Origin of the sequence: Streptomyces sp. NPDC048506 (assembly GCF_040651315.1) — a bacterium.
Classification (GTDB): domain Bacteria; phylum Actinomycetota; class Actinomycetes; order Streptomycetales; family Streptomycetaceae; genus Streptomyces.
Genome location: NZ_JBEZIX010000042.1, coordinates 71,581 through 97,768, shown reverse-complemented (window position 1 = coordinate 97,768; position 26,188 = coordinate 71,581). Strand labels below are relative to the sequence as shown.

At 71.8% G+C, this 26,188-nt stretch carries 24 protein-coding genes and 1 pseudogene; 12 read left to right on the top strand and 13 right to left on the bottom strand.

Annotation, left to right across the window (positions count from 1 at the left end):
• The first annotated feature begins 38 nt into the window (after window positions 1–38).
• Window positions 39–515, top strand: a pseudogene (locus AB0C96_RS29855) (hypothetical protein).
• Here AB0C96_RS29855 and AB0C96_RS29850 read toward each other — a convergent pair.
• Window positions 512–1,336 carry an alpha/beta hydrolase gene (locus AB0C96_RS29850; RefSeq protein WP_362921579.1) on the bottom strand — a complete coding sequence of 275 codons (825 nt, stop codon included), beginning with the start codon at window positions 1,334–1,336 and terminating at the stop codon, window positions 512–514. The pseudogene AB0C96_RS29855 and the gene AB0C96_RS29850 sit on opposite strands and share 4 nt — an antisense overlap.
• Window positions 1,337–1,401: 65 nt before the next feature.
• On the opposite strand from AB0C96_RS29850, the gene AB0C96_RS29845 reads away from it, so the two are divergent.
• The 6 genes from AB0C96_RS29845 (at window position 1,402) to AB0C96_RS29820 (ending at window position 7,455) form a co-directional block, all read left to right on the top strand.
• Window positions 1,402–2,001 carry a TetR/AcrR family transcriptional regulator gene (locus tag AB0C96_RS29845; RefSeq protein WP_362921577.1) on the top strand — a complete coding sequence of 200 codons (600 nt, stop codon included), beginning with the start codon at window positions 1,402–1,404 and terminating at the stop codon, window positions 1,999–2,001.
• 280 nt (window positions 2,002–2,281) lie between these two features.
• Window positions 2,282–2,965: a hypothetical protein gene (locus AB0C96_RS29840; RefSeq protein WP_362921576.1), complete on the top strand. Its 684-nt coding sequence runs from the start codon at window positions 2,282–2,284 to the stop codon at window positions 2,963–2,965.
• A gap of 180 nt (window positions 2,966–3,145) precedes the next feature.
• The gene (locus AB0C96_RS29835; protein ID WP_362921574.1) at window positions 3,146–3,352 is read left to right on the top strand and encodes a hypothetical protein; all 207 of its coding nucleotides are present in this window, start codon (window positions 3,146–3,148) and stop codon (window positions 3,350–3,352) included.
• Between the two features lie 201 nt (window positions 3,353–3,553).
• Complete coding sequence (locus tag AB0C96_RS29830) at window positions 3,554–4,480, top strand: carbohydrate kinase family protein (protein WP_362921572.1); 927 nt, start codon at window positions 3,554–3,556, stop codon at window positions 4,478–4,480.
• 13 nt (window positions 4,481–4,493) lie between these two features.
• Window positions 4,494–6,725: a trehalose-6-phosphate synthase gene (locus AB0C96_RS29825; protein ID WP_362921570.1), complete on the top strand. Its 2,232-nt coding sequence runs from the start codon at window positions 4,494–4,496 to the stop codon at window positions 6,723–6,725.
• Between the two features lie 220 nt (window positions 6,726–6,945).
• Entirely contained in the window at window positions 6,946–7,455 is a 510-nt protein-coding gene (locus AB0C96_RS29820; protein WP_362921569.1) for a hypothetical protein, read from the top strand.
• Window positions 7,456–7,528: 73 nt separating this feature from the next.
• Here AB0C96_RS29820 and AB0C96_RS29815 read toward each other — a convergent pair whose 3' ends face one another.
• Window positions 7,529–8,263 (bottom strand): L,D-transpeptidase family protein, encoded by a 735-nt coding sequence (locus AB0C96_RS29815; RefSeq protein ID WP_362921567.1) that lies wholly within the window; start codon window positions 8,261–8,263, stop codon window positions 7,529–7,531.
• A gap of 216 nt (window positions 8,264–8,479) precedes the next feature.
• Between AB0C96_RS29815 and AB0C96_RS29810 the strand changes: the two genes are divergently transcribed.
• The gene (locus AB0C96_RS29810) at window positions 8,480–8,989 is read left to right on the top strand and encodes a DUF664 domain-containing protein (protein ID WP_362921565.1); all 510 of its coding nucleotides are present in this window, start codon (window positions 8,480–8,482) and stop codon (window positions 8,987–8,989) included.
• Here AB0C96_RS29810 and AB0C96_RS29805 read toward each other — a convergent pair.
• The 5 genes from AB0C96_RS29805 to AB0C96_RS29785 form a co-directional block, all read right to left on the bottom strand.
• Window positions 8,962–9,486, bottom strand: a complete 525-nt coding sequence (locus tag AB0C96_RS29805; RefSeq protein ID WP_362921563.1) for a metallophosphoesterase — start codon at window positions 9,484–9,486, stop codon at window positions 8,962–8,964. The genes AB0C96_RS29810 and AB0C96_RS29805 overlap by 28 nt on opposite strands.
• Before the next feature lie 49 nt (window positions 9,487–9,535).
• A complete protein-coding gene (locus tag AB0C96_RS29800) occupies window positions 9,536–10,372 on the bottom strand; it encodes an SDR family oxidoreductase (protein ID WP_362921561.1) in 837 nt (278 codons plus the stop codon).
• Between the two features lie 519 nt (window positions 10,373–10,891).
• The gene (locus AB0C96_RS29795) at window positions 10,892–11,551 is read right to left on the bottom strand and encodes a hypothetical protein (protein ID WP_362921560.1); all 660 of its coding nucleotides are present in this window, start codon (window positions 11,549–11,551) and stop codon (window positions 10,892–10,894) included.
• A complete protein-coding gene (locus AB0C96_RS29790; RefSeq protein WP_362921559.1) occupies window positions 11,551–12,093 on the bottom strand; it encodes a sigma-70 family RNA polymerase sigma factor in 543 nt (180 codons plus the stop codon). The genes AB0C96_RS29795 and AB0C96_RS29790 overlap by 1 nt, the downstream gene beginning before the upstream one ends.
• Entirely contained in the window at window positions 12,090–12,374 is a 285-nt protein-coding gene (locus AB0C96_RS29785; protein WP_362921557.1) for a hypothetical protein, read from the bottom strand. The genes AB0C96_RS29790 and AB0C96_RS29785 overlap by 4 nt, the downstream gene beginning before the upstream one ends.
• An 825-nt stretch (window positions 12,375–13,199) precedes the next feature.
• Here AB0C96_RS29785 and AB0C96_RS29780 point away from each other — a divergent pair.
• On the top strand, window positions 13,200–13,886 hold the full coding sequence (locus AB0C96_RS29780) for a transglycosylase family protein (protein ID WP_362921556.1): 687 nt from the start codon (window positions 13,200–13,202) through the stop codon (window positions 13,884–13,886).
• Between the two features lie 411 nt (window positions 13,887–14,297).
• Here the strand turns inward: AB0C96_RS29780 and AB0C96_RS29775 are convergent, their stop codons facing one another.
• Complete coding sequence (locus AB0C96_RS29775) at window positions 14,298–14,732, bottom strand: CBS domain-containing protein (RefSeq protein WP_362921554.1); 435 nt, start codon at window positions 14,730–14,732, stop codon at window positions 14,298–14,300.
• Between the two features lie 206 nt (window positions 14,733–14,938).
• Here AB0C96_RS29775 and AB0C96_RS29770 point away from each other — a divergent pair, with 206 nt between their 5' ends.
• The gene (locus AB0C96_RS29770) at window positions 14,939–16,981 is read left to right on the top strand and encodes a M3 family metallopeptidase (protein ID WP_362921552.1); all 2,043 of its coding nucleotides are present in this window, start codon (window positions 14,939–14,941) and stop codon (window positions 16,979–16,981) included.
• Between the two features lie 248 nt (window positions 16,982–17,229).
• Here AB0C96_RS29770 and AB0C96_RS29765 read toward each other — a convergent pair whose 3' ends face one another.
• Window positions 17,230–17,847, bottom strand: coding sequence for a maleylpyruvate isomerase family mycothiol-dependent enzyme (locus AB0C96_RS29765; protein ID WP_362921551.1), 618 nt, complete (start codon window positions 17,845–17,847; stop codon window positions 17,230–17,232).
• A gap of 84 nt (window positions 17,848–17,931) precedes the next feature.
• Here AB0C96_RS29765 and AB0C96_RS29760 point away from each other — a divergent pair, with 84 nt between their 5' ends.
• On the top strand, window positions 17,932–18,837 hold the full coding sequence (locus tag AB0C96_RS29760; RefSeq protein ID WP_362921549.1) for a LysR substrate-binding domain-containing protein: 906 nt from the start codon (window positions 17,932–17,934) through the stop codon (window positions 18,835–18,837).
• Between the two features lie 171 nt (window positions 18,838–19,008).
• Here the strand turns inward: AB0C96_RS29760 and AB0C96_RS29755 are convergent, their stop codons facing one another.
• From AB0C96_RS29755 to AB0C96_RS29740, 4 genes are all read right to left on the bottom strand, one after another.
• Window positions 19,009–20,472, bottom strand: coding sequence for an SDR family NAD(P)-dependent oxidoreductase (locus tag AB0C96_RS29755; RefSeq protein WP_362921547.1), 1,464 nt, complete (start codon window positions 20,470–20,472; stop codon window positions 19,009–19,011).
• A 151-nt stretch (window positions 20,473–20,623) separates the two neighbouring features.
• Entirely contained in the window at window positions 20,624–23,281 is a 2,658-nt protein-coding gene (locus AB0C96_RS29750; protein ID WP_362921546.1) for an MFS transporter, read from the bottom strand.
• Complete coding sequence (locus AB0C96_RS29745; RefSeq protein WP_362921544.1) at window positions 23,278–23,829, bottom strand: MarR family winged helix-turn-helix transcriptional regulator; 552 nt, start codon at window positions 23,827–23,829, stop codon at window positions 23,278–23,280. The genes AB0C96_RS29750 and AB0C96_RS29745 overlap by 4 nt, the downstream gene beginning before the upstream one ends.
• 369 nt (window positions 23,830–24,198) lie before the next feature.
• Window positions 24,199–25,125, bottom strand: a complete 927-nt coding sequence (locus tag AB0C96_RS29740; protein ID WP_362921543.1) for a DMT family transporter — start codon at window positions 25,123–25,125, stop codon at window positions 24,199–24,201.
• A 257-nt stretch (window positions 25,126–25,382) separates the two neighbouring features.
• Between AB0C96_RS29740 and AB0C96_RS29735 the strand changes: the two genes are divergently transcribed.
• Window positions 25,383–26,153, top strand: coding sequence for a GntR family transcriptional regulator (locus AB0C96_RS29735; RefSeq protein WP_362921541.1), 771 nt, complete (start codon window positions 25,383–25,385; stop codon window positions 26,151–26,153).
• The last annotated feature ends 35 nt before the right edge of the window (window positions 26,154–26,188 follow it).

The window sequence follows — 26,188 nt, the reverse complement described above, 5'->3', positions numbered from 1 at the left end:
ACCCCCCGGATCATGTGGTCCAACAGGGGGGAGAAGTCATGCCGGGCCCGGAGGCCGGGAGCCCCGTTGCGGGGCCGTGGAGAAGATAACGGGGGGGGAGCGCCGCGGCCCGCAGGAGCGCGGCGCCGGTCGGATTCGTGGTGCCGCCCGGGTTGCCGCCCCTCGCGCACGTGGTGCGGATGCACGAGAGGGACGGCTTCACTCCGTACGACAGCAGGGAAGAGCTGAGCAGGGTCGATGTGCAACTCCGGGAGGCGGACGGCCGGCTGCGCGTCCTCCCGCGGGTGGCACCGCTGTTCGGACTGCCGCCCCGGCCACGCCGCCCCCCGGCGGTACGCCTCGCCCTCGGCCAGTGGGTCCGCTGGCAGCTCAACTACCGCTTCAGCGGCGCGGCAGGCATGCAGGACTGGTCGTACTGGCTGGACACCTTCAACATTGCCTACGGCCCGGTGGCCGAGGGGGTGTTCCTGTCGGAGCCGAGCGTCCGCGTCGACGAGCGGGGGCCGGTTCGCTAGGCCGCGTCGTCCGCCGGTAGCGCGGCGCCGTCCAGCCGATCCGCGGGCCCGCGCTTCGGTACGGCCGGGCGGTCCGGGGGTGCCGGCGTCGGGTTCGACCGGGACGCGGTGGCGGCCGCCGCGGCGTCGAGCACCTGTCGCGCGACCGCCGTCGGATCGGCGAGGCTGCTGATGTGGCCCCGGCCCGGCAGGATCGTGAGGCGTCCCTGGTGGCAGGCGCGGGCGAAGCGGCCTTCCTGGCGGCGGAAGCGGTCGCGTTCACCGTTCACCAGCCAGACCGGTCCCGGATACGCCGCGAGTGACGCCAAGGGGTCCTGGCCGGCCACGGCGGCGACGATGTCCGAAATGATCTCGCTGTTCAAGCCGCCCGCGACCATGGCCTCGGCCAACGGGCCGGGGAGCGCACGGCGGAACGAGAAGACGCTGAGCCGATCGACCCCTTTCGGGTAGCGCGCGGCGACCCGTCCCGCTCCTCGATAGGTGGCACCGAAGAGCCCACGGGGCAGCGCCGTACAGCCCATCGCCACCAGACCGGCGACCCGCTCCGGGTGGCTGCCGGCCGTGGCCATCGCGACGTAGCCGCCCAGGGAGAGCCCCACGACCATTGCCCGGCCGCCGAGTTCGTCCACCGCTTCGGCGACCGCCGCCACGGCACCGGGCATGGTGAACGGCTCGCCGCGCCGGGCACCATGGCCCGGTAGGTCGGGCGCCGCCATGGGGTGGCGCGTTCCGATGGCCTGCATCACGGGCTGCCACATCGTGTGGCTCACGCGCATGCCGTGCACAAAGACGAGAGGCAGCGCGGGTTCGTTGGAATCCATGGTCGGCACGCTACATCAAATGCAACGCAACGTTGCGTTGTTTTTCGATGTTAGACTCTGACCTCATGAGCGAGCAGCGGCGGTACGCAGAGGGAGCCGGGCGCAGTGGCGGCCCCCGCAAGGCACAGCAGATCTTCGACGCCACACTGGACCTGCTCGCGGAGAAGGGTTACGAGGGACTCACCGTCGAGGGAGTCGCCCAGCGGTCCGGGGTCAACAAGACCACGCTCTACCGCTGGTGGCCCTCCAAGGGCGCACTCCTGGGCGCCGCACTCACCGGGGCACGCCAGCTCGACCTCGTCGCCCCCGACACCGGCAGCCTCCGCGGGGACCTGGAGGCCCTGATGCGGACGATGACGACGCTCCTCACCGCGCCACCGGCCGCCGAGATCGTCGTCGCGACCCTCGGCGCCGTCACCCACAGCCCCGAACTCGCCGGTCTCGTACGGGACTTCCTCGCCGACCGGTTCGCCCGCGAGCAGCCGATCTTCGACCGCGCGAAGGCCCGCGGCGAACTCCCCGCGGACGCCGATCCGATGCTGCTGGTGGACCTGCTGGCCGGGGCCGTCTGGGTGCGGGCCGTCCTGCGCCAACTCCCCCTCGACGACGACTTCCCCACCCGAGTCGTCGCAACGGTCCTCAACGGGGCCCGCACGGCCGGGTGATGTGACCAGTCGCCCGCACGGGCGGCTGATCCATCCAGCCGTTCACGAGGGCGCCACCCATGCCCTGCGCGCTACCTGACGGACCCTCCGGTTCGTTCCCCCTTAAAGGGACTGTTTCACCATCAACTATAACTTTACCGATTCTTGGTGTAGTTGACTCAGATTTCACTCCAGTCTCGAACGCAACGGCGACGGACGCGATCCGGCCCCCACTTCACGCCGGAACCGTCGCTTCCATGTGACGTGCGAACTGCCGAGAGGCACGAGAGGCAACAGCAAGATGACGCACAGGAACAGTAGGACGATCCGCTACGGGAGCCGGCTGGTGGCGCTGTCCACCGCCGCGCTGGGGCTGGTCGCGGCGATGACCATACCGGCGGCTGCCGCGGACGACGGCCCGACCCCGCAGCAGATCAAGGCCGACTGCGCTTCCGGCGAGGGGAAGTGCAGCTTCAACGAACCGACCCTCGGCAAGGCGTACCTCGGAGAATTCCGCCAGGTCTCCAACTCCCTCTACAATTGCAGCACTTCGGACGCCACCCAGTCGATGGGCTGGGCGGACACGGTGGGGTCGACGGACTCCGCGGGTGTCTCGGTCACCGTCGGCGGGAAGATCGCCGAGCTGATCGACGTGAGCGTGACCGCCACCTACAGCCACACCTGGTCCAGCTCGCACACCGAGAACAGCTCGCTGAACATGACGGTCAAGCCGGGTGAGGTGGGCTGGATCTCCCGGGCACAGGTCATGCAGACCGTCTCGGGCACCTGGCAGACGCATTACGACAGCCCGAAGTGGGGGCACTACTACTGGTTCGTGCCGGACACCGTCACCGGTCCCGCGGCCAACGGTACGGACGGGCAGAGCAATGCGGTGACGGTCAAGACCCGCAAGATGACCGACGAGGAAAAGGCTTCCTGCTCGTCCGGTGCGAAGCAGGGCCGGGCGTTCGTCGTCAAGCGCTGACGTCACGAACTGAGGACTGACGTCGAACGCTCACGTCGAGAGCTGACGTCGAACGCGCACGTCGAGGCCTGTCTTCAGCCTCGACGTGCGCAGGTCCTCCCCCGGCCGCGGGCATCCTCCCTCCTCCACGGAGGGCCCCGGTCCTTTACCGGGAGACTCCGCGCTCGGACTCCGGGGGTCTTGCTCGACGACCCCCTGCTCCGCCACCGCATCCACCCGTTGCCCTCCGCCCTCGTCCACACCGGCGACGCGTTCGAAGCCGAGTCCCGCCTGGCCTTCGTCCGGGAGCGGCCGCACCACCACCTCGACCCCCTCCTCCCCCGCACACCGGGCCGCGAGACGCACCGGCTGGCGGCCGAGCTGCGCGACGGTCGTCGGATTCCATGACCAGGCCCATCTGAACCGGCACTTCAGGCGCCATATGGGCACCACCCCGGCGCGCTACGCCACCTACGCGGTGTCCACCGACATCGACCGACGGTGACTTTTGGTCAACGGGCGCGTGGTGACGGACCGGAGTGCCGTCATTTCGGCCATCTCTCCCGGTTGTCGGCCCGATGCGCTGGGAGTTCTCCCTACAGTCCCGCCATGACGCATGGGCAGGTCGGGGCCGGGGGCGGGGTGCTGGTGGCCGGGGCGTACTCGGTCGATCTGGTGTTCCGGGGGTCGGCCGCCCCCGTCGCCTACGGGACGGAAGTGTGGGCCGAGGGGTTCGGCATGGTGCCCGGCGGGGCGTTCACCCTGGCCATGGGGCTGCGGCGGCTGGGCCGTGAGGTGGTGTGGGCGGCGGACTTCGGCACCGATCCGTTCAGCCGGGAGGTGCTGGCGGCCGCACGGGCCGAGGGGCTGGACGAGCGGGGCTTCCGGCACCACCGGCGCCCGGTGCGGAACGTCACGGTCGCGCTGTCCGGTCCGGACGACCGGGCGATGGTCTCCTACGCGGAGCCGGTCGCCACCCGCCCGTTGGCGGAGTTGATCGCGGCGTACCGCCCGACCCTGGTGATGCTGCCCTACCTCCAGTACGGGCCCGGGGTGTCCGCGGCCCTGGATGTCGCCGCGGAGTTGGGCACGGAGGTGTTCATGGACTGTCAGGACTTCGCCGGCAGCGTCGACATGCCGGAGGTGGCGAAGGTCCTCGGTCGGGTGACGGTGTTCGCGCCCAATGCGGCCGAGGCGCTGCGGGTGACCGGGACCGCGTCCGTCGACGATGCGCTGGAGGTGCTGGCGGGCATCGTGCGCACGGTGGTCATCAAGCGGGACAGCAGGGGTGCCGTGGCCGCCGAGGGCGGTGCCCGGATCGCTCAGCCGTCGCTGCCGGTGGACGTCGTGGACACCACCGGAGCGGGCGACTGTTTCAACGTGGGCTTCGTGCACCGGCGCCTGGCGGGCGGTTCGCTCGCCGCGTGTCTGGCAGCCGGTGTCGCCTGCGGCGCGGCGTCCGTCACCGCCGCGGGATCGGGCGCCGCGCCGGACGCGGACGGACTGGAAGAGTGGCTCGCGCGCCTCGGTGACTAGCGGGGAGCGGCCGGTGCGGACGACGGAGGACACCGCGCAGCGGGCTTCGGCGCAGGCTTCCGACGACAGCGGGAGGAACATGGCGGCGCTGGTGCCGGACGAGCAGGCAGGGTGGGAGCCGTCGACCACGGGGGCCGGTGTCAGGGTCCTGGTGACCGACCTGGACGGCACCCTGCTCGGCGGTGACACCACGGACCGCCGGCGGCTTCGGGCAGCACTCGACCGGCACCCCGAAGTGACCCTGGTGTTCGCGACCGGCCGTTCGCTGGCGTCCGTCGAGCAGATCCTGCGCAGCGATCCGCTGGTGCCCACCCCCCGGTGGATCATCGCGGACGTCGGGGCGAGTGTGATCGACGGGGCGGACCGCAGCCGCGTGGAAGCCGTGCAGCGGCGCCTGCGCCGCGGCTGGCCGGGGCGACGGCGGGTACGCGAGCGGCTGTCGGGCTTTCCCGGGCTGGTGTATCAGGAGGGGGTCGTTCAGGAGGCCCGTTGCTCGTTCTTCCTCCGCCCCGAGCAGCTCTCCGAGGAGCTCCTGGACGCGGTGCGGGAGCTGGGCTGTGGTTGGACGTACTCGGCGGGCCGCTACTTCGACGTCCTGCCGGCCCCGGCGAGCAAGGGCCATGCGCTGGCGCTGCTCGCCCGTGAGCAGCGGTGGCCGATGGGCTCGGTCCTCGTCGCCGGCGACTCCCTCAACGATCTGTCGCTGTTCCAACTCGGCGCGCTTGGAGTGATCATGAGTGGTGCGGAGCCCGCCCTGCGGGAGCGGGTTCCCGACGGTGCCCGTGTGCACCGGGCGGAGCGCCCCGGGGCGGGCGGCATCCTGTCGGCGCTGGCGGAGCTGGGCTGGACGGAGCGGGCCCGCCCGGTCGTGGTCGGGTACCACCGCCCGCCGGTGCGCTGGGCCGACGGGCGGTGGCAGCAGCCGCTGAGTCCGAACGGCGTACTGCCCACCCTCCAGGGCCTGTTCGGCCCGGACGGCCCGGACGCCGTGTGGGCCACCGCGCTGGTCGAGGACGGCACCCCGCACGCCCGCACCGGCCGACCGCACCGGACCGGTCTCCCGTTGGCGTTCCTGCCGGTGAACGCCGCCCAGTGGACGGAGTACTTCCACCGCGCCTGCAAGGAGACGCTGTGGCCCGCCCTGATGTGCCAGCCCGACCGGATCCGGTTCAGTCCGTCGGCATGGAGCCACTACGAGGAGTTCAACGCGCGCTTCGCCGAGCACATCAGCGCCCACGCGGACCGCGGCGCGACCGTCTGGCTGCACGACTACAACCTCTGGCTGGTTCCCGGCATCCTGCGCGCCACACGACCGGACCTGCACCTCGGGCTGTTCCACCACACGCCGTTCCCGCCCCCGGACACCTTCGCCCGCATCCCCACCGCCGGGCAGCTCCGCGAGGCGCTCGCCTGCCTGGACTGGGCCGGATTCCACACCGCCACGTTCGCGGACCACTTCCGGCGGGCGCTGGCCGGCGCCAGCAGGTCGCCCCGTACCGGTGTGCACCCTCTGGGCATCGACCGGCGGGCCGTCGAGGACCTCGCCCGTGCGCGCGCCCGGAACGCGGCGCCAGGGGAACGACAGGGTGCGCCACGGCCGGCCCTGATCCTGTCGGTGGAACGGCTCGACTACGCCAAGGCCCCGCTGGAGAAGGTCCACGCGATCGCCACGCTGCTGTCCCAACACCCGGGAATGCGCGGCCAGTTGACGTTCCGCCTGGTGTGCCCGCCGCCGGAGCCGGGCATCCGCGTCCACGATGCCACCCGCGCTTCCGTTGAGCGGGCCGTCGCCGAGGTCAACGACCGCTGGCGGGCCGACGGCTGGGAGCCCGTCGAGTACCTCCCCCGGCACCTGTCCTTCGGTGAGGTGCTCGACCACTACCTCGCCGCGGACGTGTTCTGGGTGACGTCGCTCCAGGACGGGATGAACCTGACCGCCAAGGAGTTCATCGCCAGCCACGCCGCCACCGGCCGTTCCGGGGTGCTCGTCCTCTCCCGGCACACCGGGGCGGCCAGCCAGCTCGGCGCCGCGGCCCTGCTCACCGATCCGCGCTCACCACAGGACCTCGTCGACGCCCTGCACCGCGCGCTGACCATGTCACCCGAGGAGCGCACGACCCACCTCACCCGTCTCGCCGCGCTGCTCGACGACCAGACCCCGACCCGGTGGGCCCGCCGGATCATCACCGCCATCCGCCGGCCGGCCCCGGCGACGTCCCGGACGCAGCCGGCGTCCCTCCGCTGACCTTCGCATACTCCCGTCACACCGCGCCGACTCCCGTCGCGCCGCCAACTCCCGCCGCCCCGACCCGACTTCCCCGTCCGGTCGCCCGGCCACCCGGCCGCCGCGGGTCCCCACTCCTCCGGGGCGACCGGTCAACCGACCGTTCGGGAGCGGGGTGCGCAGGGGCGAACAGCGGGTATCACCCCGGGGAATCCGCTTTTTGCGCTCCCGGGAGCCGCTCATGAAGCACACCCATCCCCTGCCCGGCGACATCGGACTCACCCAGATCTCCGGCGTCACCGGCCGCCTGATCCGCTTCGGACAGTGGATCAACGGAGACGGCTTCGCCGACTACCAACACGCCTTCCTCGTCCTGCCCGATGACCGGCTGCTGGAAGCCGAGCCGGGTGGGGCCCGCATCCGCCCCCTCACCGACTACGCCGCCGACGACGACGTGCTCTACGTCTGCCCGGCAGGCCTCACCGAACAGCAGCGCGCCGGCATCTGCACGGCGGCCACCCGCTACGTCGGGGTGCCGTACAGCTTCCTCGACTACCTCGCGATCGCCACGCACCGCTTCCGCGTCCCCGTTCCGGGGCTGCGGCGCTATGTCGCCAGCACCCGGCACATGATCTGCTCCCAGCTCGTCGACCAGTGCTACCAGGACGCCGGGGTGCATCTGTTCGCCGATCACCGCTGGCCCGGCTATGTGACGCCGCTGGCGCTCTACCAACGGCTGGCGACCGACTGACCCCACGCGGTCGCGGCACGGGCCCGCCCCGACGCCCCCGTCGGGGCGGGCTCCGGCCCGGGCGTGCCAGGGGTCAGGTGCCGGGCTTCCGCCCGAAGACCTGGACGTCGTCACCGGTCCGGAGCAGGGACCAGTACTTCTTGGCGTCGCCGGTGCGCATGTTGACGCAGCCGTGCGAGCCGGGCGCCGACCAGACACTGCCGCTGATCGAGTGGAAGGCCTGCCCGCCGTCGAAGAACTGGCTGTACGGCATCGCCACGTGGTAGAGGGTCGACACGTGGTGCAGATGGCGCCAGTAGATCTTCTTGGCGCCGGTACGGGTCTCGTATCCGTTCCGGCCGCTGCGGATCGGCACCGGCCCGAACACCAGCCGCGAGCCGTCCTGGATCCAGCTGAGCTGACGGGTCAGGTCGACGCAGGCGATGCGCCCCTTGTTGGTGGGGCACTTGTGGTCCTTGTTCGGATGGTGACCGGCCGCCTTCTGCTGCGCGACGACCCGCATCACGCCCCAGGTGACGGGGCCGGCGTAGCCGATGTCGGGGGTGATCCCGTGGCTGGTCTGGAAGGCGCGGATCGCCCGGCAGTCGGACGCCGACTGCCGGCCGTCCACCCGGAGCCCGAGGAACTTCTCGGCCTGCTTCTGATAGGGGCCGCGGGCCGCGGTGCAGGCGGACGCGGTGGCGGCCTGGGCGGTGGAGCCGAGGGCCACCGTCAGGGGGACGGTCAGCGCCGTGAGGGCGAGCGCCGCACCCGCCCGACGGCCGGCGCCGGACCGTCGCCGTATGCGCAGGTTCAGTCGTCTCTTCATGACCGGTATGACAATGTGCCGGACCCGACGGTTGCAGGCGTGACCGACCCGAAATATCGGCTATGCCGTGCTGAGGCCGGACGTCCCCGGTCGTCCCGTTCGACGGTGGCGCGGACGGAGCGGCCTCCCACCATTCGCCGCCCCGGCTTGCGACCATGGGCGCGCCGCCCGGGCCGCTGCCCTCCAGGGGCTGACCGTCGTCGCAAGGGAGCCGCCATGACCGCCAGCACGGATCTGCTCGTCGACGCCTTCGGCCGTGTCCGGGAGGCCGTCGAGGACGTGGTCGACGGACTCGACGTCGACGAGCTCGGCACCCGCCCGGCCGACCACGCCAACTCGATCGGCTGGCTGGTCTGGCACCTCACCCGGATCCAGGACGACCACCTCGCCGGTGCGGCCGACGCCGAGCAGATCTGGACCTCGGACGGCTGGTACGAACGCTTCGGCCTGCCGTTCACGGCCGACGACACCGGCTACGGCCACGCGCGCAAGGACGTGGCGAAGGTCAGCGGCCTGACCGCGGAGCTGCTGACGGGCTATCACGGGGCGGTCCACGCCAACACGGTGCAGTACCTCGCCGGGATCACCGACAAGGACCTCAAGCGCATCGTCGACCGCTCCTGGTCGCCGCCCGTCACCCTCGGCATCCGGCTCATCAGCGTGATCACCGACACCTTGCAGCACTCCGGCCAGGCGGCCTACGTCCGGGGTCTGCTGGGCCGTTGAGCCGGGGGCAGCCGGTGCAGCTCCACCGCGGTGAGCCGGCCCGCGCGCACCTCGGCCGTCATGTACGTGCAGTACGGCTGGCGCCGGCGGTCGGTCGGCGAGCCGGGGTTCAGCAGCCGTAGCCGGCCGTCGGCCACGGAGTCCCAGGGGATGTGGCTGTGCCCGAACACCAACACGTCGAGGTCGGGGAACCGCTCGGCGCAGCGGCGCTCGCGCCCCTTCGCGGCCCCGGTCTCGTGCACCACGCCGAGCCGCACGCCTTCCAGCTCCGCATGGGCCACCTCCGGCAGCCGTGCCCGGAGCTCGGGCCCGTCGTTGTTGCCGTACACCCCGATCAGCCGTTGGGCGCGGGCCTCCAGCAGGTCCAGGGTCGCGGTGTCGACCCAGTCGCCGGCATGGACGACGACATCGGCGCGGGGTACCTCGTCCAGCAGCTGCGGCGGGAGGACCTTGGCGCGCCGGGGCAGGTGGGTGTCGGAGAGGAGCAGGAGGCGCACGAGGCGACGGTAGCCGTCCGGGGCCCGGACGTCGCGGACGCGCCGCCGATCAGCGCTCCTGCGCGGTGGGCCGCACCATGATCTCGTTGATGGCGACATGGGGCGGCTGGGTGACCATGAAGGCGATGGTGCGGGCGATGTCGTCGGCCCTGAGCCAGGCGTCCTGCGGCAGTCCGTGGGCCGCGCCCGCCTGGCTGCGGCCGACCGTCGTCATCTCCGTCTCGGTCATGCCCGGTTCCACCAGCCCGACCCGGACGCCCCGCCCGGTCACCTCCTGGCGGAGCGCCTCGCTGAAGACGCAGACCGCGTGTTTGGTGGCCGAGTAGACGCTGTTGTCCCTGCGGGGCACCCGACCTGCGACCGAGCTGACGTTGACCAGGTCGGCGACGCCCCGGGGCCCCTCACCCGCCGCGCGCAGCAGGTGCGGGAGCGCGGCGTGCGACATCCGCAGCACCGCCTTGAGGTTGAGGTCGACCATCACCTCCCAGTCCTCGGGGTCGCTGTCCTCCACGGCGCTGCGCGCGCCGAAGCCCGCGTTGTTCACGAGGACGTCGAGCCGGCCGAAGCGGTCCACGACCTGCTCGACGGCCTGCGCCGCCTGCGCGGCGTCACGGAGGTCGGCGGTGACGGCGACGGCCGCGCCACTCCCCTGTTCCCGGACGGCCGCGGCGAGCTCCGCCAACCGTTCGGTGCGGCGGGCGACCAGTGCGAGCGCACAGCCCTCCCGGGCGAGCGCCCGGGCGGTGGCCGCACCGATTCCGCTGGAGGCACCGGTCACCAGCGCGACGCTGCCCGACAGCGCGGCGGTCCGCGCGTCGCCGGTGCCCGCCGCGGATTCGTCCCGGCGTGTCGTGCCGGCATTCGAGGTCTGCTGGGCGCCGCCCATGGTGTTCCCGCTCCTCTGCTCGATCCGTTTCCGACCTGGGCCGCGCTGCCCGTATGCCGCATGCCGCACCGCATGCCCGCATGCCCGCACCGCAACGAGTCGTACCCCGCCGCGCGTCCGATTCCCCTTCCCCTCCGCCATCCGCCATGCGCCACCCGCGCCGGCCAATTCCCACGACGGGCGTTTCCGCTACGCGATGTGTTCCGTGGGGCTCTGCCGCGACCCCGCCCCGTGCCGTACGGGCCATCGTCGGCTCTCCGAGTACCGGGCCGCATACCCGGACTGTCCGGCGGGCATACTGCGACCGCCGGACACTCACGGCATTCCTCCTTGTCGGCCTCGTCGGCCTCGTCGGCCTTGTAGGCCTTCTCCGTCTTCCCGGCCTACTCCGTCTTCTCGGCTCTTCTCCGCCCTCTCAGCTCTTCTTCGTCTTCTCGGCTCTTCTTCGTCTTCTCGGCTCTTCTCCGCCCTCTCGGCTCTTCTCCGCCCTCTCGGCTCTTCTCCGTCCTTTCCGTCTTCTCAGTGCGTCACGAGGTCGCGCGGCAGGTGGTTCTCCTGAAGGAAGGTCTGAAGGCTCCGGTCCCAGGTGCGGGCGAATCCCTGGGCGAGTTCCGAGGTTCCTCTGACGGGGACGGGAAGGTGGAGGTCGAGGGCGAATCCCATCATCCGGGCAATCGTGCGCCAGAGCCGGGCATCGGTGGTGCGGCCGACGGCGGCGTGGTGCACGGCCAGCAGATGTGCGGCGAGCTCGTCGCCGGCGCCGGCGGCGAAGCGCCACCAATACAGGGCGCTCTCCCACTTGTCGAGGGTGTAGAGGAGGCAGGCGAAGGTCCGTGCGCCGGCCGCGTCGTAGTCGGCGGCGAACGCCCCGAGGGTGTCGATGTCCTTGGAGCGGAGCACGACGTTGCACAGCCGTCGGGCCTCGGCGAGGACGGCCGCGGGAGGGGTCGCCTGGTCGACGATGGGGGTGGGCCGGCGGCGCCGGCGGGCGCGGGTGGGCGTCGGGCGTACGGGGGTGGGGCGGATGCCACCGACCGCGCCTCGGGTGACCGGGTCGGGGTCGCGGCCGGTGCCGTCGGCGATGCGGGCGGCCAGCCGTTGGGTGAAGGCCACCGGGTCGTGGTCGGCGAACTCCTGGTTGAGGGCCTCTGCTTGGCGTCGTAGCAGGTCTTCGAGCATCACGCGTCCTCTCCGGCTCCGCAGGAACCGTTCGTCATGATCGCTTTGAGCCGCTGAAGTCCGATGCTGGTGCTGACCTTCGCGGCGCCGGGGGTGGTGCCCAGCCGCTCGGCGATCTGGTCGTACGACAGGCCCGCGAGGTGGCGCAGGCGCACGGAGTTGGCCTGTAGGGGCGCAAGGGACTCCAGCTCGTCCAGTGCGAGGTCGAGCGGTTCGTGGCTGCGCAGCTCCTGGAGGTAGGCGGTGTCGGGCGGGTCGGCAAAGGGCTGTACGCAGCTGTTGCGGACCTCGCGACGGTAGAAGTCGGCGATCACCCCGTTGAGGATGGTGTACGCCATGGCCTTGGGGTTGACGTGCGCCAGGATGCGCTCCCACTTGGTGTACATCCGGCGGCCGGCCTCCAAGGTGGCCTCCTCCGCGTCCCGGCGGTCGCGGAGACGGGCGGCGGCGACGGCGAGGAGGGCCTTCTGCTCACGCTGGAAGAAGACCTCGAAGTCCAGCGGCAGGTCGGTCGGGCTGGCCAGGGGAGAGTGCTCGTTCACCGGGCCCCCTCACAACGGTGGCCCACCGGTGGTCGGGGCGGGGGCGGGACGGTGGCGTCCGGGGACGCGCCGCACCGCGGGCGGTCCGGGGTACGCGCGCCGCGCTGCGGGGGCGCGACGGTGGTACGGGCGGCGACGGTGGCGTGGTGGTGGTCGGCGCGGGCCTGCGAGGCGGTGCGCACCACGCGCCGGACAAGGGCGTCGAGTCCTGTGGCGGTCAACCGGTAGACGCCGACCAGTGCCAGCGCGTACCAGGGCCATGAGTGCCCCAAGTGCTCCACGAGCCCTCCCTTCATAAGAGTTGCTGCCACCCGCGTCGTTGCGGGTGGGTCGGAACGAGAGATGCGTTCCTTGCCCCTCTCACCGACGAGAGGGGCCCTCAGGGTTAACCAGGGTTCGTACATAATCAGCAGAAAGTGATCGATCAATTGCACACTGTGCCCTCACCTGCACTTTTGCCCTACGGGAGTGATCAACGCCACATTGACTACAGGTTTAACGACCAGTAACTCCCGTTCGAAAAGTGCCGGTTCACGTTCGCCAGCCAGACGACAGGGCGTCAGCAGCTCACCCTCACACCCCGGAGCGGTCGATTCCACTCACCCACGGGGGCCGCCATCCGTTTCGCCCCGATGAGGAGGGTTACGAACTCGTATGGCAGGATGGGTTGTTGCACCATCACTCCAGGAGCGGGACGAGACGGTGCACTCCCCAAAGGTCTGTGCGCGGTGCATGCGGTACTGCGCAGCGCGTGCACCAAGTGCGGTGGATGCGCTCGGCGGACACCCCCGTACCAAGCCCGTGATCATCCGGCCCCGGGGCGCCCTGCGCGGATGACGAGACGGGTGCGCCCCTGCCGGTCGGAGCGGCTGCGCCGTGGGCAGGCATGCCCGTGCTCCGGAGACAAGGGGGCAGGCCGAGCCGGTGCGGCGCTCCCGCGCGCTCTGCCGATGCGAACTCGGTGCGTGGTTGTCTCGTCCCCGTCGAATTCATGGCGCCGCACGGAAATCCCGAATCGGGTCCGGCTCGAACGCGATTACCGCGGCGGCGTCAGGTTTCCTCAAGAGCCGCCGGGGAACTGCGCGGCGAACGACGGGAGCAAACGCATGGAATTTCCTCACGAATCGGAGTCGACCGCCCGGAACGAATTCCGGGGCTATGGGGTCCGCGGCATCACGGCAGCCGCCGTACTACTGGCGGCCGGCGCACTGAACGTGGCGACCGAGCAGCCGGCCGAGGCCGTGGCGAGCGGCACGTGGGACCGCCTGGCCGGGTGCGAGAGCGGAGGGAACTGGCGTATCGATACCGGGAACGGGTTCTCCGGGGGGCTTCAGCTCGCCCACTCCACCTGGCGGTCCTTCGGCGGCCGGGCGTACGGGGGACGGGCCGCGCAGGCCAGCCGAACGCAGCAGATCCACGTGGCAGAACGGGTGTTGGCCCGGCAGGGATGGGGCGCCTGGCCGGCCTGCTCGGCGCGGTTGGGACTCTCGGGTTCCGCGCACCGCGCCCCGCACACCACCCGCGCGCACCACGCGCCGCAGCGCGAGGCACATGCGGCCCGGGAGCGCGTCCGGCACCCGCAACTGCCGGCGAAGCGGCACAAGGCGCGCACGCTGCCGAGCGTCGGCGGCGCCGTCGTCGTCAACTCCGGGGACACGCTGAGCGGTATCTCGTATGCGCACGGATTCCGCTGGCAGGAATTCTACCGGGTGAATCGCGAGACGATCGGTGCGGATCCGGATCTCATTTTCCCGGGTATGCGCCTGGCCGTACCGCACACCCACCGCAACTGAACACGAAAAGGCGGTCTGTTTGAGGGCCTGTTGAGGTCCTCATTGCGGGTCGATTGAACGCCGACAGGCGCCGATGGAGCGCATTGAGGAATACCCGGGTATTCCCTGGCGGTGGGTAGCAGGCCGTCCGTGGCGCCGCGGACGGCCTGCCCGCGTGGCGGCGGGCGCGGCGCGATGGGGGCGGCGCGGCGAGTGCAGCGCGATGCGGCAGAGGCTTGCGCTGCGGGTTGCGGCGTTGGCCTGTCGATCCGATGTCGGCATTCGCCTGTCGATGCCGGACGTTCGTGTCGAGCTCCGCCGGTGGGCGATCCCGGGCCCCCGGGAATACGCCCCGCCCCCACCACGTTGTGGCCCCGCAGGGGGCGCTGCCGTCCCCTACGGGATGTGTTCGCCCACCCCCTAAGGCCCGACCTAGGCCGTCGCGTACACGCGGGTCGCGAACTCCGCGATCTGTTTGTCGTTGAGGTTCTTGGCGACGTTGGCCTCGGTGATCATGCCGACCAGGCGGTGGCCGCCCTTGACGTCGATCACCGGCAGCCGCTTGATGTGGTTGTTCTCCATGGTCTCCAGGGCCTTGGAGGCGTCCGCATCGGCATCGATCCAGTGCAGTTCACCGGCCAGGGAACCGGCCTGCACGGTCGCCGGGTCGATCCCTTCGGCACAACAGGTGACGATGATGTCGCGGTCGGTGATCATGCCCGTGAGCTTGTTGTTGTCACCGCAGATGGGCAGGCATCCGACGTCGAGGTCGCGCATCATCTTGGCTGCGTCGTAGAGCGATTCATGCGCGCCCACGCAGCGCACACCGCCGGTCATGATGTCTCGCGCTGTCAATTTGCCGGCCATGGTTCCTCCCGTCTCAGGAGCGTTGCTTACCTCGCCTTCGATGACACCACGAATGGCCCCGTGTCGCTTCCCGGGAACGGGCCGGAGTGTGCGCTCACTCGGTGCGGTCCGGACAGGGCCGTCACGCGCGGGGTGACGCACCGCCTTTCGGCCGTCTTCGGTGACTACCGGGCCCGGTCGCACTCCCGCGAGTAGGGTCGGCGTCCGTGACGGCGAACCCCTTCTTCGAGCCGAGTGAGCTGCCCTACGAGCTGCCGCCCTTCGCGCGGATCCGGCACGAGCACTATCTGCCGGCGTTCGAGCACGGGATGGCCGAGCAACTGCGCGAGGTGGCGGCCATCGGCGCCACCACCGCGCCGCCGACGTTCGAGAACACCGTGGAGGCGCTGGAGCGCAGCGGCGCGGTGCTGAGCCGGGTGCGCGCGGTGTTCTTCAACAAGACGGCATCGGACACCGACGACGAGCTCCAGGCGCTGGAGGCGGAGATCGTTCCCCGGCAGGCCGCCCACGACGATGCGCTGCTGCTCGATCCCGCGCTGTTCGCCCGGCTGGACGAGCTGTTCCGCAAGCGGGATCAACTCGGGCTGGACGGTGAGCAGTTGCGCGTGCTGGAGCAGCACCATGCCCGCCGCGTACGGGCCGGGGTGCGGCTCGCCCCGGAGCAGCAGCAGCGGTTGCGCGAGCTGAACGCGGAGATCGCCGCGCGGAGCGCCGAGTTCCGGCGGAACCTGCGCGTGGCCACCGCCGGGGCCGCGCTGGTGCTGGACCATGCCGAGGAGTTGGCGGGTCTGCCCGAGGACGAGATCGCGGCCGCCGCGGAGGCCGCCAGGGCCCTCGGGCACAACGGCCGGTATGTGCTCGGCATGAAGAACTTCACCCAGCAGACCCAGCTCGGTTCGCTCCACGAACCGGCGCTGCGCGAACGGCTGCTGGCCGCCTCGCTCGGGCGGGGCGCCGACGCCAACGGTCGGGTCGCCGTCGCCCTGGCCGGGCTGCGGGCGGAGCGCGCCGCCCTGCTCGGCTACCCCAACCACGCCGCATGGCAGGTCGCCGATCAGACCGCCGGCACCACCGGCGCGGTCGAGGACCTCTTCCGCCGGCTGATCGCACCGGCCGTCGCCAACGCCGAGCGCGAAGCGGCGGCGCTGGCCCGCGAGGCCGGTGTCGCGGAGATCGGCGCGGCGGACTGGCAGTACTACGCGGAGCGGATCCGCAAGCGGCGATGCGGGCTGGATGCGGCGGCGCTGCGCCCGTACCTGGAGCTGGAGGCCGTCCTGCACGACGGCGTCTTCCACGCCGCGGAGCTGGTCTACGGGATCACCGTCACCGAACGCCCGGACCTGGTCGCGTACCACCCGGATGCCCGGGTCTTCGAGGTGCACGAGGCCGACGGCAGCCCGCTCGGCCTGTACATCGGCGACTTCCACGCCCGCGCGTCGAAGCGCGGCGGTGCCTGGGAGAAGGACTTGGTGACCCAGTCGCATCTGCTGGGCCGGCGGCCGGTGGTGGTCAACAACCTGAACATCGCCAAACCGCCGGCGGGCGAGCCCACGCTGCTGACCTGGCGCGAAGTCACCACGCTGTTCCACGAGTTCGGCCACGCGCTGCACGGCTTGTTCTCCGACGTCCGCTACCCGCTGCTGGCCGGGACGCAGGTACCGCGCGACTTCGTGGAGTTCCCCTCGCAGGTCAACGAGGTGTGGGCGGACTGGCCCGAGGTGTTGGCCCGCTACGCCCGGCACCACGTCACCGGCGAGCCGATGCCGCAGGAGCTGCCGGCCCGGCTGAGCGAGGCGGAGGGCTTCGGCGTCGGCTTCCGGATGGTGGAGCATCTGGCGGCGGCGATGCTGGACTGGTCCTGGCACACCCTGCCGGCCGGGCGGACGCCGGACGAGGACGGTGCGGAGGCGTTCGAGGCCGCGGCGCTGGAGCGCTGGGGCCTCTCCCTGGCCGCGATCCCGCCGCGCTACCGCACCGGCTACTTCGCCCATGTCTTCAGCGGTAGTTACCCGGCCGGCTACTACGGCTACCGCTGGGCCGAGGTACTGGACGCGGACGCCGCGCAGTGGTTCCGCGAGAACGGGAAGACGATCCGCGAGAGCGGTGAGATCTTCCGCCGGGAACTCCTGGGCAGGGGCGGCAGCGTCGACCCCCTCGAAGCGTTCCGGGCGGTGGTCGGGCGTGATCCGGAGGTCGGGCCGTTGCTCACCCGTCACGGGCTGGACGGGCTGGACGCGTTGGACGGCTGAACTCCGGTTCGTCCAGGGCGTGTTCGGTGCGAGCGGCGCAGTTAGCCGTTCGGCGGGAGCCGGTCCGGGGCCGGGGCCGGTAGCCGTTCGACGGGCGCGGGACCGAGGCCGGGGCCGGGGCCGGTAGCCGTTCGACGGGAGCCGGTCCGGGGCCGGGGCCGGTAGCCGTTCGACGGGCGCGGGACCGAGGCCGGGGCCGGGGCCGGGGCCGGTAGCCGTTCGGTGGGGCCGGGGCGGGGCGTCCGCCCTCACCCGGCCACGAACTGCTGCTGCCGCGCGCCCCGGAGGCGGCCCTCCGGCACCTTGCGGCCGAAGGCGACCAGCAGCAGGTCCTGGGCGGCGCCGGACAGCGGCGCGCCGGTGCCGAAGGTCCAGTCGAGGTCGTCGGCGCGGAGTTCGACGCCCTTGAGGTCGGCCCCGAAGAACCTGGCCGACCGGAGGGTGACATTGTCCAGGAGGACCCGCAGGCGCTCTGCGGGGACCCGGCGGTCGAGGCCGAGCGCCACGGTGATGTCGAGGCCGTGGACCACATCGTGGCCGAGCGCGGCCGCGACGCCGCCGACCGGGGGCTTCCACGGGTGGTGGGCGTTGTCCCGGAGGAAGTCTGCGAGCTCGTGCGTCGCCGCGGTGGTCGCGTCCTTACGGGCGAGCCGGTCCGCCATCTTGTTGATGTTGCCGCCGGCCTTGAGGAGTTCGGCGGCCACCTTGGGGAGCGGGTATCGGAACCCCATGGACATATGGGCCGCGACCTCGCGTACCCGCCACCCCGCGCACAGGCTCGGAGCGTCCCACTGCGCGTCGGAGAGTCCGTCCAACAGGTCCGCCAGCTCCCGGCGTTCGGCCGCTATCGCCGCTTTGATGTCCATGGGTCCATGCTCGTGCACCCGTTTCCATAAGTCCAAGAGCTAGTCATTCTTCCTTCCATAACCGTCAGTTCTAGAATCGCGGTCATGGAACTCCGGCAGTTGCAGTACTTCGTCGCCGTGGTGGAAGAGGGTGGTTTCACCCGGGCCGCCGCGCGCCTCCATCTGGCACAGCCAGGGGTCAGCGCGCAGATCCGGCAGCTGGAACGCGAGTTGGGGCAGCGGCTACTGGACCGCAGCGGGCGTTCGGTGACCGTGACCGAGGTGGGCGGGGCGGTGCTCGGGTACGCGCGGGCGGCGCTCGCCGCGGTCGAGGGGATCCGGCAGACCGTGGACGAGTACGCCGGGCTGCTCCGCGGCCGGGTCGCGATCGGTCTGCTGTCGGGCGCGGTGATCGGTGCCTTCGGCGTGCCGTCCTTGCTGGCCGACTTCCACGACGACCATCCGCAGGTGGAGATCTCCCTCACCGAGGACACCTCCGAGCGGATGCTCGCCGCGCTGCACGACGGGGCGCTCGACATCGCCGTGATCGGCCTCGCCGAAGAAGCCCCGCCACCGGGCGTCTCACTACAGATGCTGATCGATGTGCCGCTGGTGGTCGCCGTGGCGCCGGACGACCCGCTGTGCGCCGACCCGGGCCGGACCGGCGTCCCGCTGTCCGCGCTCCGCGAGCGCCCGTTGATCAGCCTGCCGCGCGGAACCGGTCTGCGCGGGGTGCTGGAGCGTGCCTGTGCCGAGGCGGGCTTCCGGCCCCGGATCGCCTTCGAGGCGGCCGCCCCGCAGGTGCTGGCGCAGCTCGCCGCCCGGGGGCTGGGTGTGGCGGTGATACCGGAACCGCCGGCGGCGGAGGAGTCCGGGCTGCGGACGTTGCAGATCATCGGGGCGCAGCCGCGCGGCCTGGTGGCGCTGGCCTGGCGCACGGAGGGGCCGGCCGGGCCGGCGGCCAGGGCGCTGCTGGAACGGCTGAGGAGCGGTCTGCCCGCGCCGCGGTGATCCGGGGCCCATACGGTGGTGATCCCGGGCCCACGCCACCGTGATCCGGAGCCCACACCGTGGTGATCCCGGGCCCACGCCATGGTGATACAGAGCCCTCACCGTGGTGGTACAGGGCCCGCGCCTCACCGCGGCGCGGGCCGCCGTCTCACCATGGCGCGGGCCGCCGTCTCACCAGGCCGCCGGCGCGTAGTCCTTCAGGAAGCAGCCGTGGATGTCCTCGCCGCGCTCACCGCGGACGATCGGGTCGTAGACCCGGGCCGCGCCGTCGACCAGGTCGAGCGGGGCGTGGAAGCCCTCGGCGGCCAGCCGCATCTTCTCGGGGTGCGGCCGCTCGTCGGTGATCCAGCCGGTGTCGACGGCGGTCATCAGGATGCCGTCGGTCTCCAGCATCTCGCGGGCGCTGGTGCGGGTGAGCATGTTCAGGGCGGCCTTGGCCATGTTGGTGTGCGGGTGGCCGGGGCCCTTGTAGCCGCGGCTGAACTGGCCTTCCATCGCCGAGACGTTGACGACGTACTTGCGGCGCGCCGGCGAGGCGGCCATCGCCGGGCGGAGCTTGCTGACCAGCAGGAACGGCGCGGTCATATTGCACAGCTGGACTTCGAGCAGCTCCACCGGGTCGACCTCGTCGACCCTCTGGATCCAGCTGTTGCTGGCGTGCAGGTCCGGTACGAGGCCGCCCGCGTCGATGGCCGTGCCCGCCTCGATCCGGGCGGGCGTGGCGGAGCCGGTGGTCAGCGCGAGTGCGGTCACCTCGTCGGCGGTCAGCGCGCCGGGCGCGGTCGTCGAGGCGGCGGGGAGAGCCACCGGGGCACCGCTGCCGAAGTGTCCGAGGACGACGGAGGCGGGCAGTTCACCGGCGGGCAGGGGCGCGGACTCGCCAGCCACCAGCTGCGTGTACGCCTCGGGTGAGCGGCGGACCGTCTGGGCGGCGTTGTTGATCAGGATGTCGAGCGGGCCTTCCGCGCTCACCGTGTCGGCGAGGGCGATGACCTGGGCCGGGTCGCGCAGGTCGATGCCGACGATCTTCAGGCGGTGCAGCCACTCCGCGCTGTCCGGCATCGCCGTGAAGCGGCGGACGGCGTCGTTGGGGAAGCGGGTGGTGATCGTGGTGTGGGCGCCGTCGCGCAGCAGCCGCAGCGCGATGTACATGCCGATCTTCGCCCGGCCGCCGGTGAGCAGTGCGCGCCTGCCGGTGAGGTCGGTGCGGGCGTCCCGGCGGGCCCGGTTCTCCTGGGCGCAGGTCCGGCACAGCTGGTGGTAGAACGCGTCGACCTCGGTGTAGCGGGCCTTGCAGACGTAGCAGCAGCGGGGGCGCTCCAGGATTCCGGCTATCTCCGTGGTCACCGAGGTGGTGAGGGCGAGGCCCTGGGTCTCGTCGTCGATCCGGTCGGCGGCGCCGGTGGCGGTGGCCTCGGTCACGGCACGGTCGTTGGCCGTCTTCGCGGCCCGGCGCTCCTGTCGCCGGCGCTGCTTGACCTTGCGGAAGATGCCGGCGGTGGCGCGACGTATGGTGATCGCGTCGGGGTGGTCGAGCGGGAGTGCGTCCAGCTCTTCGAGCACGCTCAGGCAGAGCGCCATCCGCTCCGCGTCGATACCCGTGCCATCGGCCCGGCCTGTTTCGGTCACCGTCATTGCCGCTGCCGCTTTCCTGGGGTCGTACGTACTGGTCAAGAGCGTGTGCAAGCTTCGGCGGAACTGTACGTAGACGGGGGCGGCTCCGCCAAACCGGCCGGGGCCCGGCGCTTGTCGGCGCCGGGCCCCGGCCATGCCGGCCTCGCGGGGCTCAGCCCACCGGGTCGTGGCGCAGTTCGACGTCGCACTCGGTCGCGCCGTCGGCCCCCAGACGGAGCGGGGTGGCCACCGGCGGGTAGCCGCTGGCGATCAGCGTGTACTCGCCGCCGTCGAGGTCGGTGAAGGCGTACGCGCCGTCCCGACCGCTGGTGGCGGTGCCCACGACGTTGCCGGCCGGGTCCAGCAGGGTCACCCGGGCGTCGTCCAGCGGGCCGCCGCCGGCCGAGCGGACGGTGCCGCGGACCTGTGCGCCCAGGGCCAGCCGGATCTCGTACCAGTTGCGGTGGCCGGTCGTGACCTCCACCTGGAGGGCGGCGGGGCGGTGGTGCTCGGCGTTGACGGCCAGGGTGTAGCTGCCGGGCGTCAGTTCACCGAAGGCGAAGGCACCGTCCTGGTCGGCCACGCCCGAGGCCACGACCTCGCCGCGGACGTCGGTCGCGACGACGAGTGCGCCGGGCACCGGGTCGTCGCCCTTCTCCTCGCGGACCTCACCGGCGAGGCCCGCGGCGCCGCTGAGGGTCAGGTCGAAGGTGAGCGGCTCCTCGCCCACCACGACGGTCATCGCCTGCGGCTGCCGGGACCCGGCGGAGCCGATCAGCACATAGGTGCCGGCGCCGGTGGTGGGCAGGGCGAAGCCGCCGTCGGCCGTGGTGGTGGTACGGCCCAGCTGGCGGCCGCCGACGCTGATCAGGGTGACGGCGGCGCCCGCGACCGGCCGGCCGGCGCCGTCGTGGACAGTGCCCTGGACGACCGGGCCGGTCGGTGCGGCCGCGGCGGTCGGCGGGGTCACCGGCGTCGGGGTGCGGTGGGGTACCGCGTCGGTGGCCGGCGCGCCCGATGCGTCCGGCACACCCGACACGGCCGATACACCCGATGCACTCGATGCGTCCGGTGCATCTGTTGCGTCCGGTGCGTCCTGCGTCGCGGAGGTGGCCGCTTCGCCGGTGGCCGCGGCCGCCCCGTCGGCCTCGGCCTCGGCCTGCGCCCGTGCCTGGAGCCCGGACATCTGCCGGAGCGGAAGCTCCTTGATGAACCACATCAGCACGAAGGCCAGCGCGACGACGATCGCGCCCATCAGGAACACGGTGTGCATGGAGTCGGCGAAACCGCGCTTGAACGGCTCGGCCAGTCGCGGGTCGAGGTGCTGGATGAACGACGAATCGCTGAGCACGCCCGAGGAGTTGCCGTTGCCGGTGTGCTTGAGCATGTCCAGTACGGGCTTGTTGGCCGGGTCGCGCAGAACGGCGGGGTCGTGCAGCGCGGCCTGGAAGCGCTCGGTGGACGCGGCGTGCCGGAACGCCGCGGAGATCTTGTCGCCGACCGTGCTGAACAGCACCGAGAGGAAGATCGCGGTACCGGCGGTGGCGCCCATCTGCCGGAAGAACGTGGACGAGGCGGTGGCCACGCCCATGTCCCGCGGCGGTACCGCGTTCTGCACGGCCAGCACCAGGGTCTGCATACAGCCGCCCAGGCCGAGGCCGAAGACCAGCATGTAGACCATGGTCTCCCACAGCGGGGTGTCCCACTGGACCCGGAAGTGGAAGAGCAGCATCGCCGCGATCATCAGCGCGGTGCCGACGATCGGGAAGACCTTGTAGCGGCCGGTCTTGGCGGTGGTCTGCCCCGACGCGATGGAGGCGATGAACATGCCCGCCATCAGCGGCAGCATCTCCAGGCCGGACCTGGTGGGGCTGGCGCCCTTCACGATCTGGAGGTACTGCGGGATCATCAGCATCCCGCCGAACATGCCCATGCCGATCAGCACGGACAGCAGACTGGTCTTGCTGAAGGTGCCGTTGCGGAACAGCCGCATCGGGATCAGCGCGTCGTCGCCGATCCACCGCTCGACGAAGATCCAGGCGATGATGCCGACGACGCCGATGACGTAGCAGGCGATCGACCGGGAGGAGTCCCAGCCCCACTCCCGGCCCTGCTCGGCGACGAGCAGCAGCGGGACGACGCCGACGGTGATGGTGAGCGCGCCCCACCAGTCGATGCGGTGGTCGCGCCGGGTGTGCGGAATGTTGAGGACCTTGGCGACGACGAACAGCGCGATGATGCCGACGGGCACGTTGACCAGGAAGACCCAGCGCCAGCCGGTGATGCCCAGCAGCTGGTCCTGACCGGCCAGTGCGCCGCCGATCAGCGGCCCGGCGACGCTGGAGGTGGCGAAGGTGCCGAGCATGTAGCCCTGGTACCGGGCGCGCTCCCGGGGCGGGACGATGTCACCGATGATCGCCAGCGCCAGCGACATCAGACCGCCGGCGCCAAGCCCCTGCACCGCACGGAACGCGGCGAGTTCGGTCATCGAGGTGGAGAAGGTGCACAGCACCGAGCCGACGACGAAGATGCTGATCGCGGCGAGGTAGTAGGGCTTGCGGCCGTGCAGGTCGGACAGCTTGCCGTACAGCGGGGTGGCGATCGTCGAGGTGATCAGGTAGGCGGTGGTCGCCCAGGCCTGTTCGCTGAGGCCGTGCAGGTCGTCGGCGATGGTCCGGATGGACGTGCTGACGATCGTCTGGTCGAGCGCGGCGAGGAACATCCCCAGCATCAGTCCGCTGAGGATGGTGAGGATCTGACGGTGGCTCAGGATTCCTGGCCCGGATATGTCCTTGGTTTCCGCCCCGGGCGGAGAGGTGGCGGTGCTCATGTACGTGTCTCTCCCTGCTCCACGGCGGCACCCTGGTCTCCCCCGGGACCCAGCCGTGTGTGTTGTCGTTCTGCCATGTCCTCGTTGAGCCGGCCCAGCAGCCGGATCAGGGCGGCCCGGTCCTCGGGCGACCACGGTTCGAGGAGTGCGGCCAGTTCGGCGTCGCGCTGGCGGCGGTAGTTCTCGAACGTGGCCCGTCCGGCGTCGGTCGCGGTCAGCAGCGACCCGCGACGGTCCTCCGGGTCGGGGCGCCGGGCGACCAGGCCGCGCTCGACCAGCGAGCGCACCTGGCGGCTGACCGTCGACAGGTCGAGGAAGGCGTCCGCGGCCAGGTCGGTCGCCCGCCGGTCGCCACCGACCACCAGCCTCGCCAGCAGCACCCGGTCGGCGGCGCCCCCGTCCGTCTTGGCGCGCTGTTTCCAGGCCGCGATCAGCCGGGAGAAGCGCACGATCTCCGTGCCCAGCCCGGCCGCGGCCTCGGCCAGCCCCGATGCGGCGGTGATCCGCGGGGCCGGCTCGTCACAGGCAGGGCCCCTGCCCTTGCTCATCGTCGTCTTCCTTCGCGGTGCGTCTCGGTCCACCCGAATACATTGCTTGTACCTAGCAAGGTTAACGTCGGGGGGGGTGACCGCCGTGCACCGGGGCTCGGGTGGTGTGCCGGGGCGCACGGGCTCAGATCTCGGGGAAGGCGTCCGGCGCGCCGAGCGCCCCGCGACGGCCCGCCAGATCGCCGCCTGGGCGGCCGGGACGTCGCTCTTGTGTGGCGTGCAGGATGCGGGCCAGAACCACGGGGGCCGACTACGGGCCGCAACAGCGCCGCCCAACTCAGTTCCACGGAAGGGGTGTTGAGCAGCGATCTCTCGCCGGCGGGCCTGCTGGGCTACACACGGATCAAGCACGTCATGCTGTGAGCCGGGTCAGGAGCCCGGGGTCCCGGGCTCCGCACCGGCGTCGGGCGCGGTCGCGGCCCGCTGCTCGGAGACGCCGACCAGGTCCCTCGCCAGGGCGACCCTGGAGAGCAGCAGGGCGCCCCACAGCACCAGGGCGATGCCCAGCGCTTCCGGGACCAGCCACCAGCCGACCCGGACCCGTTCGTCGAAGAGGGTGACGCCCAGCGACAGGCTCACCAGTGCGTCGCCGAGGGTGAGCACCGGCTGGGAGGCGGTCAGCGGGCCGGACTGCATGGCGTTCTCGAAGAGGAAGAGGGCCAGCACTCCGACGGCGGCGAAGCCGTAGGTCTGCCACGAGGAGAAGAACGCGGCCGGGCCGCCGGTCTGCCAGGTGTGGGTGGCGTCCTTCATCAGGGCCGCGGTGAGGGCGTAGGCGACGGCCGCGGAGGCGGCGAAGCAGGCCGCCCGTACGCCACCCGCTCCGCGGCGCAGTGCGGCGCCGGCGGTCGCGACGATCACCCCGGCGCACACCGCGAGGGCGGGCACCCAGCGGCTGAACGGGGCGTGGTCGGTGCCGAAGGTGGGCGCGGCGGCGGCGAGGGCGGTGCCCAACCCCACGACGAGCAGCGTCACTCCGGCCCACCCGGCGCGCGGGATCCGACCGCCCAGCACGGCCCGGCCGATGAGCAGGGTGAGCGGCAGTTCGAGGACGAAGATCGGTTGGACGATCGACAGCGCACCACGGGACAGGGCCAGGGCCTGGAAGCAGGCGGCGGCGATCACCGCGAGCATCCCACCGAGCCAGGCGGCGCGGTGCAGCAGATCGACGAGCAGGCCGAGGCGCAACCCGGACGACAGCGGGACGGTGCGCGCGGCGCGCCGCTGCAACACCGTTGCCAGCGCATTGCTGGCCGCCGCGAGCAGCGCGAACAGCACGGACGGCCATGTGGCCATGGGTCACCTCCTGCGCCGTTTGCCCGGTTTCGACGCTAGCGGGAGGGCGGCACCCAGCGGCCGGCGACACGATGCCGGGCGGTCGTGATCGCCGCGTCGCGCGGCCGCATCCGGTGCCTGCACAGGGCCCGACCGGGGTGGCAGATCTTCCCTCCACGCCCCCGGAACCGCAGGTCAAAGCCATTGTCCGGCGCCTCGGAGGTGGCGCAACACTGTGGCAACACCACTGGCCGGAATGCGTCGGTAAGGTCCCCCGCATGCCAGCCGAACGCACCCGCCAGCACACCACACCGGTCGCCGCCGCGCGCCGCCGCCGGCTGCGTGCCGACCGCGCCCGGCAGCTCGCCGATCTGCTGCGCCACCAGGTGCTCGGCGGGTGTTTCCCGGGCGGTGTGCTGCCGCACGAGGAGGTGATCGGAGCGGATTACGGAGCCTCCCGCAACACCGTGCGGCAGGCCCTCGACCTGCTGCGGGCCGAGCAGCTCGTGGCGCGTCAGCCGGGCGTGGGCACGGTGGTGGTGGGTCAGAAGTATCCGCACGGGCTCGATCGACTGATGGGGCTCGCCGAGACGCTGCACTCGCACGGCCGGGTCACCAATGAGGTGCGCACCATCAGCCCGGTGGCCGCGCCGGCCCCGGTGGCGGACCGGCTGCGGATCCCGCCGCACACCGAGGTGCTCTACGTCGAGCGACTGCGACGGCTGGACGGCCTGCCGCTGTCCCTGGACCTGACGTACGTCCCGATGGACATCGGGATGCCGCTGCTCGACGCCGACCTGGAGAACAACGACGTCTTCCGGCTGATCGAGGAGACCGCCGGGCAGCCGCTGGGCACCGCCGAGATCACCCTGGAGGCCGTCAACGCCGACGTGCACTCGGCCGCCGTGCTCAAGGCGCCGCGCGGCACGGCGGTGCTGATGCTCGAACGGCTCACCCATCTCGCCGACGGCTCCCCCGTCGACCTGGAGTTCATCCGCTTCCGCGGCGACCGCATCACCATGCGGGGCCTGCTGCGCCGCACGCTCTGATCCGCGCCCCCGCAGGCTCCGATTCCCGCCCCTCC